We start from the raw sequence: 16,406 nt of genomic DNA on the forward strand, positions 1-16,406 counted from the left end.
CCGCCGCTGTGCGCATCCACTCCAACGGCGACACCTTCTTGCGGCAGGGCCTGTCAGGGACTACGGCCGTTGCTTCGCATCGTCGGCTCCGGCGCCCAGCTCGGTGATGCTGGTGTCGTGGTCGCGGAGCATGCGCATGACGGTGGCCGGGGAGGGGTGCCGGCCCCTCTTGGCGCCCTGGGTGATGACCAGGCGGGAGGCGATCTCGCGGAGGCTGAGGTCTTGGTCGCGCAGATGCAGTGCCATGGAAAGCATGGCCTCATCGGTGACGGTGGCGCCGCCGATGGCCTTGCCGTTCTTGCGGGCGGACTCGTGGCCTTCCAGGGTGCGGTCGCGGATGTATTCGCGTTCCATCCCCGGTAGGGCCGCGAGCACGGTGAACACCACGCCGGACGGATCGTGGCTGCCTTGCAGCTCGCCGGTGAGGAACTCCAGGCCGACGTCGCAGGCGCGCAGCTGTTCGGCGAGCTCGGCCAGCGCCAGGCCGCGGCCGAGCCGCTTGTGCTCGTGGACGACCAAGGTGACCGCGACGCCGGAAGCGCGCATCTCACGGGCCAGGGTGACGACCCGCTCGAGTTCGGGGCGCCGCGTGGCGCGGGTGGAGATCTTCTCGGAGAAGACCCGGGTGACCCCGGCGGCCTCGAGGGAGTCGAGCTGGGTCTGCAGCGACTGGCGCACCGTCGAGGCGCGGGCGTATCCGATCTTGGCGTGTCCGGACGCCTGGCCGCTGTTTCATAGGCGTTTCGCTTATGAAACACCTCTCTGGTTTAGGGTCAGCCACCGAACCTCCTTGCGATGTGTCCTGGACGCGGCGGAGCAAGGGCCATGGCAATGGGAGCGAGCTCCGCGGCAGCGAGGACTCCTCCGGCTACCCGTTGCCGGGATCGCTGTGGTCTCGGTGACCTGGGGCGGTGAAGCGGATCTCGTGTGACGCTTTGGCAGCGAGGAAGTCCAGCAGGCCGCCGCCCTCGACGGTCAACGCGTCGCGATCGGGCGCGGACAGCGGTGCGAACGGGTGCACGGTCAGTGTCGCCGTGCCGTGTGCGGTGGCGAACGTCCAGGTCGCTGCCGTGAAGCCGTCGAGGAGCACCAGGCGAGGGACGGGTCCGTGCGGTTTGAAGTTCTGCTGGCGGAGGCCGTCCGTGATCACCCTGGTGCGGTCGTGGTGTGACAGCAGCAGGTTGTCGAAGTCGTACAGGAACCGGGCGGGCGCACTGGTCTGCGGATCGGGCCGGGGCGCGTCGGGCAGGTCGAACAGTTCCGCGCCGTTCTCGTCGCGGAACGTGGCCAGGCGGGGCCGGAGCCGGTCGAGCACCTCTGCCAGCCGGGTCAGGCCGCACCAGGTCTGCACGTCGCGTACGGTCGCCGGGCCGAACGCGGCCAGGTAACGCAGAACCATCTGGTCGATCGTGTGGTCGGTGCGCAGCGGCGCGTCTGCCCACGACTCGAGAGGAGCGTGGACGGTCCGGCCGCCGGCGCCCCACACCCCGCGGGGTGGGGTCTGCACGATCGGCAGGAGGTTACGCACCGCGTAGGCGAGGCTCGCCGGGTTGCGGTCCGGCCACCGCTGGGCCAGCAGCCGGCCGAGCTCGCCCGGTGTGCGGGGCCGCTCGTCAAGCAGTTCCCGGCCCGCGGCCACCACCAGGCCGGTGTCCAGGTCGCGCATCGCCCGGCCGTGGGTGTGGTTGGCGAACAGGTCGCGGTCCAGCGACGGCTGCACGAGCGGGCGCAGCGCGAGCGCGTCGGCCGTGCTGACGAGGTGGATCGTCGAGCGCATGAGGGCGATCCGCACGGCCTGGCGCTGGGTGAGCAGCGCCGCGATCTCCTCGGGCCGGCACGCGGTGAGCCGGCTCCACAGTCCCATGTACCAGGTGTGCGGGGTCTGCGCCTGCAGGCCCACCAGGTGCTCGATGGCCTGCAGCGGGGTGAGGTCGGCGCGGCGCAGGAGCAGCTGCCGATCGAGGGTGGCGCGGTTGAGGGCGCGGCGGGTCAGGGTCTGCATGGCGGTGCTCCCGAAAGGTCTAACAGGAGGTGCGCGCGGCGCGCACCCCGATCGGCATGGTTCAGCGCAGCCGGCGGAAGAAGCCGTGGATGTCGTCGATCAGCAGGTTGGGCACGTCGTGTGCGGCGAAGTGGCTGCCGGCGTCGGGCAGCTCGTCGGTCCAGCGGGCCCGGGCCAGGCGCTCGGCCCGGTCGGCTTGCGGGATGTCGATACGGAAATCACGGATCTCGGCCGTGTCACTCTCGGTCATGGCGCCGATCGTGCCGGACTATTAGGAAGAAATCGCTCCTAATTGTCGGGGATCCTTGAGGAATGTTGGAAACCTCGGCCCGCCTCCTGCGGCTGCTCTCCCTCCTGCAAACCCCACGCGACTGGACCGGAACCGAACTCGCCGAACGCCTCGGCGTGAGCGGGCGAACCGTGCGCGCCGACGTGGAGCGCCTGCGCACCCTCGGCTACCCGGTGCCGGCCACCCGCAGTTCCGCCAGCGGCTACCGGCTCGGCGCCGGTGCCGTGCTGCCGCCGTTGCTGCTCGACGACGAGGAGGCGGTCGCCGTCCCCAGCGTCGATGCGTCGCTCCTGACCACGTTGAGTGCGGTCTGCCGCGATCGGGAACGGCTCCGGTTCGACTACCACGACCATGCCGGTGCGGCCACCGTGCGCACTGTCGAGCCGTACCGGCTCGTCATCTGGGGACGCCGCTGGTACCTGCTGGCCTGGGACGTCGAACGGGACGACCGGCGTACCTTCCGCGTCGACCGGATCCGACCTCGCACCCCGACCGGCCCCCGCTTCACCCCGCGCGACCTGCCCGACGACGACGTCGCCGCATACGTATCACGCCGGGTGTCCGCCGCCGCCTGGCGTTACCGGGCGCGGGTCACCGTGCACGCGCCGGCCGAGGTGACCGGAGACGTTGATTTGATGGAGTTCAGCCCCGTCCATTACGATACGGGGCGTGACGTATCGAAATAACGTTGAGGGGGCGGCGCGCGGCCGTCCCCGTGATGCAGCTCTGGATCAGCGGATCACTGGTGTCGTACTGGAGGTGCTGGCGGAGTCCGGTTACGAGGGGGTGTCCTTCGAGGAGGTCGCCCGACGGTGCCAGACATCCAAGGCGAGCCTGTATCGACGGTGGGGGTCCAAACGGGAGATGGTGATCGCTGCGGTCAAGGCTGGGCCCGCACAGCGCGGGGCCGGCGAGCCGATCGCCACGGGCAGCCTGCGCGGGGACGTGTTGAGCCTGTGTCGGCGCCTGGACCAGACCATGCGCGCTGCGGACAGTCAGACCGCGATGCTGCTCTTGCAGGCGGGTCTGGAGGACCCGGACCTGTGCGAGGCCATCGAGAACGCCGTCGGCCCGACAGGAGCTCGGTTGCCGCGACAGGTCATCGACGCCGCGATCGCACGCGGCGAGCTGCCCGACGGCGCGGACCCTTTCGCATTCGAGGAGGTGGTCGGTGCCGCCCTCCTGCTGCGACGGGTCAACGACCTCGCAGTCGACGAGGAGTACCTGTCCGCACTCGTCGACACCATCGTCATCCCAGCCCTGAAGGCATCGTCCGGGCGGGCCCCCCTGCCCGCCGGGATCTTCTCCGGCCACCCGGCCCCCACCGCCCATGAGACCGCCGCGCCTGCCGCGAAGGAGAACGCATGACCAGCCGACTGACGATCAACGGCTTCGACTACCAGGCCATCCCCGGCGCCAACGGCGTCAACCTCAACGTCGCCGTCGGCGGGAGCGGGCCGGCCGTGGTCCTCCTGCATGGGTTCCCGCAGACCCACTACATGTGGCGCCACGTCGCGGCGAGGCTCGCCGACGACCACACGGTCATCGTCCCTGACCTGCGCGGATACGGCGACAGCGACAAGCCGGACGGGAGTGACCCCGCCACGTACTCCAAGCGCACGATGGCTCAGGACATCGTGACGGTCGCGTCCACTCTCGGCGTGGACCACTTCGGGCTCGTCGGGCACGACCGCGGTGCACTGGTCGCCGTCCGCGCAGGCTTGGACCACCCCGCCGTCGTGGACTACCTGGGGATCCTCGACGTCCTGCCCACCCTCGACACGTGGGCCGTTCTGCAGGGAGTCGACGCCAAGGTCGCCTGGCATCTGTACCTGATGGCTCAGCCCATCGGGCTTCCCGAGAAGATGATCCGCGCAGTCGCTCCGGAGTTCTTCGGCTCCTTCCTGGACGCATGGGACCCCAGCGGCACGACTTTCACCCATGAGGAGCGCGCCTACTACATCGACAGCTCGGTCGCCGCGATCGACTCCATCGTGGCCGACTACCGGGCCACCGCGAGCATCGATCTGGAGATGGATCGAGCCAACCGTGAACGTGGCGCGCAGCTCGCGATGCCGGTTGGCGTCATCTCACAAGACTGGGGCTCCCAGCTCGGCTTCGACGCCGCATCGCTGTGGCGGGCCTGGGCGCCGGACCTGACCTACCAGCCGACCACGTCCGGGCACTTCATGGCCGAAGAGAACCCCGACGAGATCGCCACCTTCATCACCACCCTCGCGACGCGCCTGAGCGCGCGGAACCACTGATCGCACCCACCTCACCGCACCGAGGGGGCCGCCACCATTGGCGGCCTCCTCGACCTATCGAAGGGACGCCATGCGTTTCTACGGGCGGCCGAACCCGCACTACTTCGGCCAGTCCAAACGGTCCAAGGGAGCGACATGGCTGGCGGTGATGAAGGCCGCCATCGCCTGGTGGTGCGCCCGCGGCTGGCTGGCCGGCAACCCGATCATCGGCATCGAGCGCCGGCCCGCACCACCAAACCGCACCCGGGCACTGACGCGCGAGCAGATCACCGACCTGTTCGAGCTGAAGGCCGGCTTGCGCGAACGCGCGCTCTGGAAGGCCCTGTATGAAACGTGCGCCCGGGCCGAGGAGATCCTCTGCCTCGACATCGAGGACCTGCTGCCGGTCGACAAGCGCGGCCGGGTTACCTCCAAGGGCGGCAGCATCGACTGGGTGCACTGGCAGTCCGGCACCGCCCAACTGCTGCCCCGACTGCTGAAGGGCCGCACCCGCGGCCCGGTGTTCCTCACCGACCGCCGCGCGCCCGCCCGCACCCCGAGCGGCGATGTCTGCCCAGCCACCGGGCGGGCCCGGCTGTCGTACCGGCGCGCCGCCGAACTGTTCGAGACGCTCACCCGACCGCTGGCCCACCCCGGCATCACCGACCCGGCCGAGCTCGAGGCTCGCGGCGGGTGGACATTGCACCAATTGCGTCACTCCGCCTTGACCCATGAAGCGGAGGACGGGACCAACACCCCCACCCTGCTGGTCCGCTCCCGCCACGCCTCCGTCCGCTCCCTGGAACGCTACGCCCGGCCCGGCGTCGACGCCGTCGCCGACCACGTCGCCCGCGATCCACTCCGGCGGGGCAACCGCAGGCGGGCGTGAACCCCGCACCCGGGCTGGTTGTGTAGCGCTGCCCCCGCACCTCCCGACCGAGGGTGGCATCTGCCGGTGACGAGCCTCAGCCCGCGACGATCGCCTCTTCGCCGGAGCGCTCTCACTCGCCCGGGGTGAAATCCGGCAGCGTGTTGGCCCGGCCAGCCAACCCGCGCCTGGGGAAGCGCTCGGCCCACATCGCGGACATCACCGCCATCGTCGTCGCCGGGCTCGGGAGCGTCACTGCGCCTGAAGCCGCAGGTGAGAGTTAGCCATGGACTCCCTACGGCCCGTTTCTGGCGTATTCCGGCCGCCCCCCAGAAAGATCGTCCTGACCACGTTCTGACCCCGGGTTGCCACGTCACTAAACACATGTTTATTATAGTAAATGTGTGTTCATCTCTCTTATCGGATCTGACCGCTCAGGCCAAGATCCGTAATGCCGCCATCGCGCACTTCGCCCGCGACGGCTTCCAGAAGACAAACCTGCGTGCCATCGCGGCCACCGCAGGAGTGAGCGCCGCCCTGATCATTCGCCACTTCGGAAGCAAGGACCATCTGCGCAGCGTCTGCGACGACCATGTCCTGCAGATACTGGTGCGGCGCGCCCGGACCTCCGCCCGCCCGGCCGGCGTGCCGGATCTGTCCCGCGAATATCTGGCGAACCCGGAGGAATACGGCCTCCACGTGCAGTACATGGTGCGCGCGATCGAGGAGGACTCCTCGGCGGCCACCACGTTCGTCAACACGCTGGTGGAGGAGACCGAGGAGTTCTTCCGGGCCGGAATCGCCGATGGCTCGATGCGCCCCTCCTCGGACGTGCGGGCACTGGCCGTGCTCACCGTGCTGATCAGCCTCGCCACGCTGACCATGGCGCCGGCCCTGACGCGGGCGCTCGGTTACGACCGCATGGGCCTCGACGTGCTGCAGCGCGTCGGGCTGCCCATGCTCGAGATCTACACCCACGGCATGTACGTGGACGACACGATGCTCAAGGCCGCCCGGACCGCCTGGGAGGCCGAGCAGGGAGATCATTTCCAGCGCAAGGACACCCATCATGGCTGAGACCGATGCCATCACTATGGCCGGACTGGTCAAGTCGTTCGGCCCGACCCGGGCACTGAACGGCCTCGACCTCGTCGTACGGGTCGGCGAGGTGCACGGATTCCTCGGGCCCAACGGCGCGGGCAAGAGCACCACCATCAGGATCCTGCTGGGCCTGATGCGCCCCGACGCGGGCACCGCCCGGCTGCTCGGCGGCGACCCCTGGACACAGGCCGGCGAACTGCACCGCCGCCTGGCGTACGTGCCCGGCGACGTCACCCTGTGGCCCAACCTGTCCGGCGGCGAGACCATCGACCTGCTCGGCCGGCTGCGCGGCGGCCTCGACCGGCGGCGCCGGGACGAACTGATCGAACGCTTCGACCTCGACCCGCGCAAGAAGGGCCGCACCTACTCCAAAGGCAACCGGCAGAAGGTGGCCCTGGTCGCCGCGCTGTGCTCCGATGCCGAACTCCTCGTCTTCGACGAACCCACCTCCGGCCTGGACCCGCTGATGGAGGAGGTCTTCCGGCAGACGATCCAGGAAGTGCAGCGCGCGGGTGACCGTACGGTGCTGCTGTCCAGCCACATCCTCTCCGAGGTCGAGGCGCTCTGCGACCACGTCACGATCATCCGCGACGGCCGTACCGTGGAGTCCGGCACCATGGCCGAACTGCGCCACCTCACCCGCACCGCCATCGAGGCCGAGCTGGCCGGCTCACCGGACGGGCTGGCAGGCCTGCCGGGGGTGCACGGTCTGCGTGCCGACGGCGGCCGGGTGCGCTTCAGCGTCGACGCCGCCGCGCTGGACGCGGCGTTGCGTCAGCTCACCGCAGCGGGCGTGCGCAGCCTGGTCAGCCGGCCGCCGACGCTGGAGGAGCTGTTCCTGCGGCATTACGACCGCGCGGGCGCGAGCGCCGGTGGCAGGCACGCGGAGGCGGCACGATGAACCCCTTGACAGGCACCGGAAAGCTCGTCCGCCTGGTGTTGCGGCGTGACCGGTGGCTGCTGCCCCTGTGGGTGGTCTTCATCTGCCTGGTCCCCGTGGTGTTCGTCGGCGCGTTCACCGGGGCGTACCCTACGGCCGAGGCTCGTCAGGCCTACTACGAGACCAGCGTCCACACCAGGGCCTTCACCGTCGCCTACGGCGTGCTGAACGGCTCCAGCCTCGGCGAGCTTGTGGCCTGGCGGTCGGGGTTCGTCACGTTCATGGTCGGGCTGCTCGCCCTGCTCACGGTCGTCCGGCACACGCGTACGGAAGAGGAGGCCGGGCGGCGCGAGTTGGTCGGGGCGACCGCGGTGGCGCGGCACGCGAACCTGGCCGCCGCCCTGATCGTCACCTGTGTGGCCAGCCTCGTCCTGGGCGTGGCGTCGGCGTTGGCGTTGATCGGCCAGGACCTGCCGGTGGCGGGTTCCCTGGCGCTCGGGCTCGGGTTAGCGACGGCTGGCTGCGTGTTCGCCGCGATCGGCGCCGTGACCGCGCAGCTCACGACGGGCGCGGGCGGCGCACGCGCCATCGGGATCACCGTGCTCGGCGCCGCGCTCATCCTGCGCGGCATCGGGGACATCGCGGGACAGACCAGTGACGGGCCGGCCTGGGTGTCGTGGCTGACGCCGCTCGGCTGGGCGGAGGCGCTGCGGCCCTACAGCGGCGAGCGTTGGTGGGTCCTCGCGCCCGCAGCCATCGTCGTCATCGCACTCAGTGCGCTGGCCGTAGTGCTGTCGGCGCGGCGCGACCTCGGCAGCGGCATGTTCCAGGCCCGGCTGGGGCCGGCCGCCGCGGGACCGCGCCTGCGCAGCCCGCTGGCGCTGGCCTGGCGGCTGCACCGCGGCCCGCTGATCAGCAGGGTCGTGGGGCTCACGCTGGTCGGGTTGGTGATCGGCGCGATGTCGGCGAGCCTCGGCGCGCTGATGGACAACGGCGGTGCCGCGGCGCGAGAGGCGCTCGCCCGGCTCGGCGGTCCGGGCACGCTCGTCGACCAGTTCCTCGGGCCCTTGATGACCATGCTCGGCCTGGTCAGCGCCTGCTTCGCTATCCAGTCCGCGCTGTTGCTCAGGAATGAAGAGCGCGACGGCCGGGCCGAGCCTCTGCTGGCCACGCCGGCCAACCGGCTGCGCTGGGCGGGCAGCCACTTCGCCTTCGCGCTGCTCGGTCCTGCGCTCGGGGTGGTGGCCTTCGGGGCGGCCGCCGGCCTGGCGCACGGACTCAACACCGGCGACGTCGCCCGTGAGCTGCCCCGTCTCCTGACCGCAGCACTCGTGCAGCTCCCGGTGGTGTGGGTGTTCACCGGGATCGCGTTCGCGCTGTTCGGGCTGCTGCCCCGGCTGGTCGCCGGCACGTTCGCCGTGGCCATGGTGAGCATGCTGTTCGGCTGGGTCGGCGGAGAACTGCAGCTCGACCAATGGGTCATCGACCTGTCGGTCTTCGAGCACGTACCGAAACTTCCCGGCGGGGACATGGCGGCCGCGCCTCTGATCATCATGACCGTCGCCGCGGCAGCCTTCGTCGCGGCCGGCCTGGCCGGATTCACCCGACGCGACATGCCCACCACCTGAGCCTGGAGGACATCATTGGGAGTGACTCTTCCTACCCTGACCCCGTTGCAGGAAACCCTGTGGGTGACGCTGTGCGGCCGAGCACTCGACAGCCGCCTGCCAAGCCCCATGCTCGGAGACCGCATGGCCTACGAGATCATCCAAAAGACCGGCTACGACCACCGCAAACTCCGCTGGAGCGCGGCCTCGGCCATCGACGTCGCCCAGCGCGCCAAGAAACTGGACGAGATCGCGCAGCAGTTCATCGCCCGCCATCCCAACGCGATCGGCATCGACCTGGGGGCCGGCCTCGACACCCGGGCCCTCCGCATCGACCCGCCGCACACGGCTGACTGGTATGACGTCGACTTCCCCGAAGTCGTGGACGCCCGGCACCGGGTCATCCCCGATCGGCCGCACACGCACACGATCGGCGCGGACCTGACCGAGCCCGGCTGGCTGGAGGCGCTCCCCGCCGACCGCCCCGCCGTGATCGTCGCCGACGGCGTGCTGCCCTTCCTCTCCCAGGAAGAGATGATCACTCTGCTGGACCGTCTCACCAGCCACTTTCCCAGCGGGGAGATAGCGTTCAACGTCTACACCCGATTCACCGTCTGGGCCGCGAAACACTACTCTGGCAGCCGGTTCCTAATCCCCCTCTTCAAGTCCCCCGGCTTCGACCGCCTCGACCCCGTACGGTGGAACCCGCGACTGACCCTGATCCGGCACATCCTGCTCACCCGGGAGCCCGAGGTCGACCAGTTCCCGACGGCCCTGCGCCTGTGGACCCGACTGTCGGCGCTCAGCACGACCTTCTCCAGGCTAGGCACCACGGTCGCGCACTACCGTTTCTGACGATTCCGGCCGGCGACTCACGCCGGGTCGGGCAGGTCCATCGCCGCCAGCCGGGCCGGGTCGACCAGGGCCGCGATCCCGCGATCCATCAGCTCCAGACACCGCCGCACGTGCTCCACCACCACGACTGGCACCTCGCGAGCCTTGGCGAAGCGGCCCAGCCGCTGAGAGCACTTGAGCGCGAGCGTCAACGCCAACAGGTGTTCATCGGTGTCGGTCTTCTCCTGCGCCCACGCCCTCTCCTCCTGTGAAGGAGAGAAGAACAGATACAACTCACGCGTCGTCATCAACCGCGGCAACACCCGATAGGCGGTCCGCTCCACCGACGTCACCGCACACGCCTCCCGGCCGGCCCGCTCAACAAACGAGACACACCGTAGCGAGACGAACACGCACACAACAGACGAAGAAGATCACAGCTTCATCAAACCCACCCGCCCAACCCTTCAAGACCATCTCAATGTGGGTTTTGGGCTTTTGTGGGCTGACCCCCTTCTTTCTCCTGGGTTTCTCCTGGGCAAGCTCGGCGACGAACGTGCCGCACGAACACGATGAGACGGCCCGCCCAATCAGCCACATTCACCGCACCGAAACGATCACGAACCGCAATCGCGATCTCTCACTCCGCAACCTGGCGGCTGGGGACATCTTCGGGAGCGGAGGCCCACCGGGTGACACACGACCAGTCCCCACGAACGCAGTGGTTGACCAGGCCTCGGCGGCGGCCCATGCGGCGGCGGAACGTCGAAGGGTGCGATAGGACCGCGCAGAGCACATCCAGGCAGGCCTCTTCATCGCCTACGCGCCGATGGCATCCGTAATCGTGTAGGTCCCATGGCGTACAACGGCGTCATGGACACCTTCGACGTGGTCGTGACGGCTCGTTCCAACGGCGAGTTGAATTCCGAGCAGTTCGACCGGCAAGTGGCGATGATCAGGCCCGTGATGACCTGGGCTCCGGTCACCACGCTCTGGCACTACCGGCTGAGCGGCTCCCACGCCGAGCACCTCAGCAACGTCCTCAACACCCTGTTCGAGGCCGCACGCATGTACGGGACCACGATCACCGTGCGGTTGGTGACGGCAGAGCCGGCGGGTGAGGCTGTGGCATCTGGCTGACCTCGGCACGGTCGCCGGAGCGGCTCTCGAATGGTGGAGAAGTGCCTCCACTCACCACGAGAACCGGCTCAGTTCAGATCTTCGGTGATCGTCCAGCCCCGGCTACCGCCGATCTTGGCGATCTGCCGGCGCAGCACCGCGATCCGCTCACGCGCGTCCGGCCCAGCGATCCCGATCGTGATGCGCCCATCGGTCGCGTGATACCTGGTCCGCCGATCGCCCGCCGCGACCCTGCACGCCGCATTGATTGCGACTCGCAGCCGGGCCACCTTCCGTGGATCACCTTGCCCGCCGAACCCTTCGATGGTCACGGACGAGAACAGCGGCGCAAGACGCAGGCCAGCCTGTCGCTGGACAGCGTCCAGCTCTTCCTGATCGGCGCTCAGATCCTTCAGGATCCGATCCCGGTCGACCGAGCTGATCGGCCTACGGCCGAGCCAGTCCGGCCAGCCATCCCTACCCGCACCGGCTCGAACGAAGGCGCCGCCTTCGCGGCCTCGTTGTCAGCATCAGCGGCCCCGCTATCGCTCAACCGGTCTCCTCATTCCACGCCCGCGCGACAGCTCGTGATCTTCTCCCGATCGTACCGGTCGTTTCCAGGCCGATGACCTACAGATAGGGCAGGCGTGCCGCATCTGGGGCACCCCATCCACCAACGCCCCTTCGCACGCACCCCTGACCTGCGGTGGAGGCTTATCGTTCAATTCCGGCCGGATAGTCCCAAGACCCCGCCCACGCCCTCGATGGTGTAGCCGATGTGGAACAGCCGGCCGATCAGCATCTTGATGCGGCCCAGCGTCCAGCACTGGTTTTCGTCGTATCCCCAGGCCAGCGGGCCGCGCCGAAGCTCGGTCTCGAGTCGCTCCCACTGCTTGGCCGACAGCTTCTCCTTCGACACGGGCCCCTTCGAGCGCAGCGCCTGCGTCCCGCCCTCGCGCCAGGCCTTGCGCCAGCAGGTCCCCGACCGCTCGTGGACCCGTAACCGTGCGGCGACCGTTTTGGTCGTTCTCCGGCCTCGAACCACTCGGCCGCTTGCAGCCGTAGACGCTCGCGCCGTTCCTGCTTGTCAGCGGTCTTTCCGGCTCAATTAGAAGACCGCCGACACTGCTCGGCGGGCGTGTACCCGCCCATTTGCCCGTACCGCATACCACGGTCGTATCGCACCGGGCGCTATCCGTCACGCCGTGAAGACTCTACGCATTCAACCTGTATACCTGGCCGCCGAGCCCATGCATGACCGCTCGTCCCGGCCGAAGTCGTCGCCGAACAAGACGTCCAAGGCCGTGTCGAAGCGGTGCGTGAGCTTGCGAATGCGGTTGCGGGAAGGGCCCCGTTCAGCCACGTCGACGTGAAGGAGCTCGGGAACATCCCCGACGGCGGCGGCCGGCGCTACGTCGGCCGCCGCCAAGGTGACCGCAACCGAGCCGGCACCCCCGGCAAGCCACGCAACCAGTACGGTGGCCCAAAGCTCGGCTGCGCCTACGTCCACACCGTCCTCGACGACTACTCCCGCTTCGCGTACACCGAGGTCCACGAGGACGAAACCGCCATCACGGCTGCAGGCGTGCTGCACCGAGCCGTCGACTGGTTCGCCCAGCGCGGCGTCACCATCGAGCGCGTCCTGTCCGACAACGGCAGCGCCTACCGGTCCCACCTATGGCGGGACACCCGCGAGGCGCTGTCGATCCGGCCGAAGTACACCCGGCCGTACCGGCCCCAGACCAACGGAACGTCGAGCGCCTCCACCGCACCATGGCCGACGGATGGGCCTGCGCCCGCTGCTACGCCTCAGAGGCAGAACGCCGAGACGCGCTCCCGGACTGGCTGCACGACTACAACCACCACCGGCCCCACACCGCGTGCGCCAACCAGCCGCCCTTCTCGCGGTTGGTCAACGTCCCCGATCAGTACACCTAGCCAAGGCGCTCGTCGGCGGACTCCACCGTCCGCTTGAAGACGCTCAGGCCGTGGTCCATTCCGGCGCCCATCGGGAGGGCAAGGTCGTCCGGTCGCACGTCGTGGATCCAGATGAACCGGCTGCCGCCGTCCCCGCGCGGGATGACCTGCATCGAGGCGTTGTCGTGGTCCGGCTGCATGGTGCCGCCGATGACTGAGAAGACGAGCCGGCGCGGCTCCTCGTCGAGCGCGATGAGCCGCTCCCGCAGCACCGTTCCGTCGGCGAACGTGACGACCCTGACGTCCGGTTCGTGTTCGTCGAGCCGGCTGTCGGTGACGAAGCCCGGCGCCATCCGGACGGGCCCGTCTGTGAAGTCACTGATGATCTCCCACACGGCCGCGGGGTCGGCGTCGATGATGATTTCCTTCTGCACGGAGGCCATGTCTGTCTCTTCTGTAGTGGGGATGGGATGCCTATGCGGCTACGACGCAGAACTGGTTGCCCTCGGGGTCGGCCAGCACGATCCAGCCGTCGAAACGCTGGACTTCGGTCGCGCCGAGAGCCCGGATCCGGTCCACCTCGCCTGCCAGGTCATCGGTGAACAGGTCCAGGTGCAGCCGGTTCTTGCCCTCCCGGCTTTCGGGCACGGACTGCAGGGACAGGCCGACGCCGTTCTTGTTCGCGTCCTGCAGGTAGGTGGTGCCTTCGTCCGAGGACGCGACCTGGTACCCCGTAACCGCCCGCCAGAAGGCGGTGCCGCCGGCCAGGTCGTTGGTGTCGATGCAGATGTTGCCGATGCTGATGCTCACCAGCGATCCCTTCGATCTAACTGACGTATCGGTTACGCCAGTTAGATAACCTACCATCGCCGATAGCCGGGTAGGCTACGAGGCGTGATGGATGAGCGTGCTGCCGAGCCCGTGCCGGACAACCTCGAGGCCGGGACGGCGCCGATGCCGCTGCGCGTGATCGAGGAATTCATCAACACCCGCCGCCGCGACGGCGACGACATCGCAACCCCGCAACAGCTGGCGACGTGGTTGCGCGCCCGCGGCCTTGTGCCAGCCGACACGGTGGTGAACGCCGAGCAGCGCAACCGTGCCGAACGCATCCGCGAGGGACTACGCGCGCTGATCGCCGAGAACAACACCGAGCCGGTCTCCAGTCCGCGCCCGGACGGCCTCAATCCCGCCGCCCGCGCCGAACTCGCCGACCTCACCCGCGACTTCCCGCTGATGCTCGACGTGACCGTCTTCCCGCCCCGGCTGATCGCCCGCACCGCGGCACCGGTGGAGGCGGCGCTGGCCAGGCTGCTCGCCGTCGTGGCCGAGACCGTAGCGGAGGGCACGTGGACGCGGCTGAAGGCCTGCCGGGAGCCGAGCTGCCGATGGGCCTACTACGACCACTCCCGCAATCGGCGCCGGACCTGGTGCTCCATGGACATCTGCGGGAACCGCGCCAAAGCCCGCGCCTCTCACCACCGCAAGTCCACCGCGCCCTTGATCGCGAGCCAGCCGACGAACCGATAACCCCCGCGCCGTTGGCCCACCGGCCTCGCACTCCGTCCGGGCAGGTGCGGGGCTTTGTGCCTCTTCGAGGGACCCAGGTCACGGGGTCAGCCCCGGTTGGCGCAGTTGGACGGGCCGAAGCGGTCGCCATCCGCTGGTGTCGAGCTTGGCCGGTGCCGCCTCGACGTCCACGTTGATGACGCCGAAGAAGTTGATGTTGTCGCTGTGGCCGGGCGAGATGTGTGACAGGATCTCGTCGCTCACCTCCCGGCCCTGGGAGCGCAGCTCCAGCACAGCTCTGGAATAATATTCGGCCGTCCACGCGACCACCGAGTTGGTCAGCAGGGTCAGGCACCACGCCTGCTCCGTCTGCTGTTCCGGGTACGGGCGGGTGATGGTGCCCTGCTGGGCGCAGTGCAGGTCGCGGCGCAGTGCGTGCAGGCTTTCCCTCTTGTTCAGTTGTCGCGAGATCTTCCTTCTGAAGGCTGGGTCCGACAGGTATTTGGCCAGATGGACGGTCCTGCGCAGCATGCCCCATTCCTTCAGAGCGGCGGCCAGGGTGTTCTGCCGGGAGGCGGCCGACCACTTGCCGACGATCAGCGAGGCGGTGGCCTGTCCGTATTTCAGCGATCCAGCTATCCGCAGCAGGTCCAGCCAGCAGTCGGCGATGAGGTCCTCATTCCAGCGCGCGCCTAGCAGCGGCCCGGCGCGCGGGTAGCGCTTGGCGATCTCGGTCGGGGTGTCGTCCCGTGCCAGGGTGACCCGGGTCAGGTCCCGCAATCGCGGGGTGAGCGCCTTAGCAAGGCGGCGCTTATGCGTCACCGTCGCGGTTCTACTCATTGCGATGACCGCGCTGATCACGAGCCCCGCCTCAGCGGCCGAACCCGCCGTCGTCAGTCATTCGCGCGTATCGCTCGCCAAGCAGATCCGTCAACTCTGCATTCTGGCCCTCCCCGCCCGCGGAGCCGCTCTCCCTCCAGGGGGCAGACCAAGTACGGGAGAAAGGGACAGTGGGGCTGCTGAACGGCTAGTCAGAGGGGGTGTTCCTCGGATGATGTGGCCCTCTGCTTGGGCTTGATTGCGGTTTGGTGAACAAGGCGTCTGCTGGAGTTGGTCGTCGCTACGGTTTCGGCGTCTGGACGCCGGGATCGAGGCGAGGGACGGCCTTGGATGACGTGGATCGAGCGGACCGCCTATCCGCAGTTCAAGCGGCTGACCTCGGCGCAGGTGCTGCACGTGTTCTTCACGCCGTCGCCGGAAGAGGTGGATTGGGCTGAAAAACGGACCGGCAGCCCGGAGTCGTGCTTCGCGCTGGTGCTGGCGTTGAAGTGCTTCCAGAAGATGGCGCGCTTCCCGTCCCCGGACGAGATCCCCGAGGTGGTGATCGACCACGTTCGGCGCTGCCTGGAGTTGGCCGACGATGTCTGGCCGGACCATGGCTCCTCCGGCAGCGCAAAGGCGCATCGCAAGCTGGTGCGCCAGCGTCAGGGCGTGAAGTACGACGCGGGCCGGGCCCGGGCGATTGCCGCAGTGGCGATCCGGAAGGCGGCCCAAGCCAAGAACAACCCGGCAGACCTGATCAACGTCGCGATCGAGGAATTACTCCGGCTCCGGCTGGAACTACTCGGATACACGACGCTGGAGGACCTGGCCACCAGCATTCGGGCCGAGGTGAACACCACCATCTTCGCCACGATCCTGCAGCGGATGGGCGAGGCCGGCCGGGCCCGGATGGAAGGTCTGCTCGTCGTCGGGCCGGATGGCAAATCGACGTTCAACCGGCTCAAGAAGCCCGCCCAGCGGGCCACCTGGTCGCGATTCCGCGAGCAGGTGAGATGGCTGGACCAGGTGGACGCGCTCGGCGACACCGACGCCTGGCTGGACGGCATCGCGCCGTCGAAGATCGCCGACTTCGCTGGTGAGGCCGACGCCCAGGATGTCGACATTCTGTCGCGCTACGACCCGGTCAAGCAGGTGGCGTTGCTGGCGTGCCTGACGCACACCGCCCGGATGCGGGCCTGAGATGACCTGGCC

The 16,406-nt window shown here is 68.8% G+C and carries 19 protein-coding genes and 2 pseudogenes; 12 read left to right on the forward strand and 9 right to left on the reverse strand.

Annotated elements, in window-relative coordinates:
* Positions 1 to 60: 60 nt before the first annotated feature.
* From AB0J16_RS36150 to AB0J16_RS36160, 3 genes are all read right to left on the reverse strand, one after another.
* Positions 61 to 702, reverse strand: a complete 642-nt coding sequence (locus AB0J16_RS36150) for a recombinase family protein (protein ID WP_358548415.1) — start codon at positions 700 to 702, stop codon at positions 61 to 63.
* 166 nt (positions 703 to 868) lie between these two features.
* A complete protein-coding gene (locus AB0J16_RS36155) occupies positions 869 to 2,002 on the reverse strand; it encodes a winged helix DNA-binding domain-containing protein (RefSeq protein ID WP_358548080.1) in 1,134 nt (377 codons plus the stop codon).
* Positions 2,003 to 2,063: 61 nt separating this feature from the next.
* Complete coding sequence (locus AB0J16_RS36160; RefSeq protein ID WP_358548082.1) at positions 2,064 to 2,252, reverse strand: hypothetical protein; 189 nt, start codon at positions 2,250 to 2,252, stop codon at positions 2,064 to 2,066.
* A 62-nt stretch (positions 2,253 to 2,314) separates the two neighbouring features.
* Here AB0J16_RS36160 and AB0J16_RS36165 point away from each other — a divergent pair.
* From AB0J16_RS36165 to AB0J16_RS36200, 8 genes and pseudogenes are all read left to right on the forward strand, one after another.
* Positions 2,315 to 2,902: pseudogene (locus AB0J16_RS36165) on the forward strand (WYL domain-containing protein); the annotation flags it as partial.
* 58 nt (positions 2,903 to 2,960) lie between these two features.
* Entirely contained in the window at positions 2,961 to 3,659 is a 699-nt protein-coding gene (locus AB0J16_RS36170; protein WP_358548085.1) for a TetR/AcrR family transcriptional regulator, read from the forward strand.
* On the forward strand, positions 3,656 to 4,558 hold the full coding sequence (locus AB0J16_RS36175; RefSeq protein ID WP_358548088.1) for an alpha/beta hydrolase: 903 nt from the start codon (positions 3,656 to 3,658) through the stop codon (positions 4,556 to 4,558). Before AB0J16_RS36170 ends, AB0J16_RS36175 begins: the two co-directional genes overlap by 4 nt.
* Positions 4,559 to 4,628: 70 nt before the next feature.
* Positions 4,629 to 5,426: a tyrosine-type recombinase/integrase gene (locus AB0J16_RS36180; protein WP_358548090.1), complete on the forward strand. Its 798-nt coding sequence runs from the start codon at positions 4,629 to 4,631 to the stop codon at positions 5,424 to 5,426.
* 381 nt (positions 5,427 to 5,807) lie between these two features.
* Positions 5,808 to 6,482, forward strand: a complete 675-nt coding sequence (locus AB0J16_RS36185) for a TetR family transcriptional regulator (protein ID WP_358548092.1) — start codon at positions 5,808 to 5,810, stop codon at positions 6,480 to 6,482.
* Positions 6,475 to 7,407 carry an ABC transporter ATP-binding protein gene (locus AB0J16_RS36190; RefSeq protein WP_358548095.1) on the forward strand — a complete coding sequence of 311 codons (933 nt, stop codon included), beginning with the start codon at positions 6,475 to 6,477 and terminating at the stop codon, positions 7,405 to 7,407. The genes AB0J16_RS36185 and AB0J16_RS36190 overlap by 8 nt, the downstream gene beginning before the upstream one ends.
* A complete protein-coding gene (locus AB0J16_RS36195; RefSeq protein WP_358548097.1) occupies positions 7,404 to 9,014 on the forward strand; it encodes an ABC transporter permease in 1,611 nt (536 codons plus the stop codon). Before AB0J16_RS36190 ends, AB0J16_RS36195 begins: the two co-directional genes overlap by 4 nt.
* Positions 9,015 to 9,059: 45 nt before the next feature.
* The gene (locus AB0J16_RS36200) at positions 9,060 to 9,848 is read left to right on the forward strand and encodes a class I SAM-dependent methyltransferase (protein ID WP_358548099.1); all 789 of its coding nucleotides are present in this window, start codon (positions 9,060 to 9,062) and stop codon (positions 9,846 to 9,848) included.
* Positions 9,849 to 9,865: 17 nt separating this feature from the next.
* On the opposite strand, the gene AB0J16_RS36205 is transcribed toward AB0J16_RS36200, so the two are convergent.
* Positions 9,866 to 10,180, reverse strand: coding sequence for a DUF4158 domain-containing protein (locus AB0J16_RS36205; protein WP_358548101.1), 315 nt, complete (start codon positions 10,178 to 10,180; stop codon positions 9,866 to 9,868).
* Positions 10,181 to 10,682: 502 nt separating this feature from the next.
* On the opposite strand from AB0J16_RS36205, the gene AB0J16_RS36210 reads away from it, so the two are divergent.
* Complete coding sequence (locus tag AB0J16_RS36210; protein WP_358548104.1) at positions 10,683 to 10,967, forward strand: hypothetical protein; 285 nt, start codon at positions 10,683 to 10,685, stop codon at positions 10,965 to 10,967.
* Positions 10,968 to 11,035: 68 nt separating this feature from the next.
* Here the strand turns inward: AB0J16_RS36210 and AB0J16_RS36215 are convergent, their stop codons facing one another.
* Both AB0J16_RS36215 and AB0J16_RS36220 read right to left on the reverse strand, forming a co-directional pair.
* Positions 11,036 to 11,236, reverse strand: coding sequence for a hypothetical protein (locus AB0J16_RS36215; RefSeq protein ID WP_358548107.1), 201 nt, complete (start codon positions 11,234 to 11,236; stop codon positions 11,036 to 11,038).
* A 431-nt stretch (positions 11,237 to 11,667) separates the two neighbouring features.
* Positions 11,668 to 11,865: a hypothetical protein gene (locus AB0J16_RS36220; protein WP_358548109.1), complete on the reverse strand. Its 198-nt coding sequence runs from the start codon at positions 11,863 to 11,865 to the stop codon at positions 11,668 to 11,670.
* Positions 11,866 to 12,178: 313 nt separating this feature from the next.
* Between AB0J16_RS36220 and AB0J16_RS36225 the strand changes: the two are divergent.
* Positions 12,179 to 12,884 (forward strand): annotated as a pseudogene (locus AB0J16_RS36225) (IS481 family transposase); the annotation flags it as partial.
* Here AB0J16_RS36225 and AB0J16_RS36230 read toward each other — a convergent pair.
* Both AB0J16_RS36230 and AB0J16_RS36235 read right to left on the reverse strand, forming a co-directional pair.
* Complete coding sequence (locus AB0J16_RS36230) at positions 12,881 to 13,306, reverse strand: SRPBCC family protein (RefSeq protein WP_358548112.1); 426 nt, start codon at positions 13,304 to 13,306, stop codon at positions 12,881 to 12,883. The pseudogene AB0J16_RS36225 and the gene AB0J16_RS36230 overlap by 4 nt on opposite strands.
* Before the next feature lie 31 nt (positions 13,307 to 13,337).
* Positions 13,338 to 13,673, reverse strand: a complete 336-nt coding sequence (locus AB0J16_RS36235; protein WP_358548114.1) for a VOC family protein — start codon at positions 13,671 to 13,673, stop codon at positions 13,338 to 13,340.
* A gap of 87 nt (positions 13,674 to 13,760) precedes the next feature.
* Between AB0J16_RS36235 and AB0J16_RS36240 the strand changes: the two genes are divergently transcribed.
* A complete protein-coding gene (locus AB0J16_RS36240; protein WP_358548117.1) occupies positions 13,761 to 14,393 on the forward strand; it encodes a CGNR zinc finger domain-containing protein in 633 nt (210 codons plus the stop codon).
* A gap of 78 nt (positions 14,394 to 14,471) precedes the next feature.
* On the opposite strand, the gene AB0J16_RS36245 is transcribed toward AB0J16_RS36240, so the two are convergent.
* Positions 14,472 to 15,194: a Tn3 family transposase gene (locus AB0J16_RS36245; RefSeq protein WP_358548119.1), complete on the reverse strand. Its 723-nt coding sequence runs from the start codon at positions 15,192 to 15,194 to the stop codon at positions 14,472 to 14,474.
* A gap of 348 nt (positions 15,195 to 15,542) precedes the next feature.
* Here AB0J16_RS36245 and AB0J16_RS36250 point away from each other — a divergent pair, with 348 nt between their 5' ends.
* A complete protein-coding gene (locus AB0J16_RS36250; RefSeq protein WP_358548122.1) occupies positions 15,543 to 16,394 on the forward strand; it encodes a DUF4158 domain-containing protein in 852 nt (283 codons plus the stop codon).
* Positions 16,395 to 16,406: the final 12 nt, after the last annotated feature.

Origin of the sequence: Nonomuraea sp. NPDC049750 (assembly GCF_040659625.1) — a bacterium.
Classification (GTDB): Bacteria; Actinomycetota; Actinomycetes; order Streptosporangiales; family Streptosporangiaceae; genus Nonomuraea.

Excerpts from the sequence above, each read along its gene's own strand:
- AB0J16_RS36155 (WP_358548080.1), bottom strand. The coding sequence starts at position 2,002 with ATGCAGACCCTGACCCGCCGCGCCCTCAACCGCGCCACCCTCGATCGG.
- AB0J16_RS36160 (WP_358548082.1), bottom strand. The coding sequence starts at position 2,252 with ATGACCGAGAGTGACACGGCCGAGATCCGTGATTTCCGTATCGACATC.
- AB0J16_RS36175 (WP_358548088.1), top strand. The coding sequence starts at position 3,656 with ATGACCAGCCGACTGACGATCAACGGCTTCGACTACCAGGCCATCCCC.
- AB0J16_RS36180 (WP_358548090.1), top strand. The coding sequence starts at position 4,629 with ATGCGTTTCTACGGGCGGCCGAACCCGCACTACTTCGGCCAGTCCAAA.
- AB0J16_RS36190 (WP_358548095.1), top strand. The coding sequence starts at position 6,475 with ATGGCTGAGACCGATGCCATCACTATGGCCGGACTGGTCAAGTCGTTC.
- AB0J16_RS36195 (WP_358548097.1), top strand. The coding sequence starts at position 7,404 with ATGAACCCCTTGACAGGCACCGGAAAGCTCGTCCGCCTGGTGTTGCGG.
- AB0J16_RS36210 (WP_358548104.1), top strand. The coding sequence starts at position 10,683 with ATGGCGTACAACGGCGTCATGGACACCTTCGACGTGGTCGTGACGGCT.
- AB0J16_RS36230 (WP_358548112.1), bottom strand. The coding sequence starts at position 13,306 with ATGGCCTCCGTGCAGAAGGAAATCATCATCGACGCCGACCCCGCGGCC.
- AB0J16_RS36240 (WP_358548117.1), top strand. The coding sequence starts at position 13,761 with ATGGATGAGCGTGCTGCCGAGCCCGTGCCGGACAACCTCGAGGCCGGG.
- AB0J16_RS36250 (WP_358548122.1), top strand. The coding sequence starts at position 15,543 with ATGACGTGGATCGAGCGGACCGCCTATCCGCAGTTCAAGCGGCTGACC.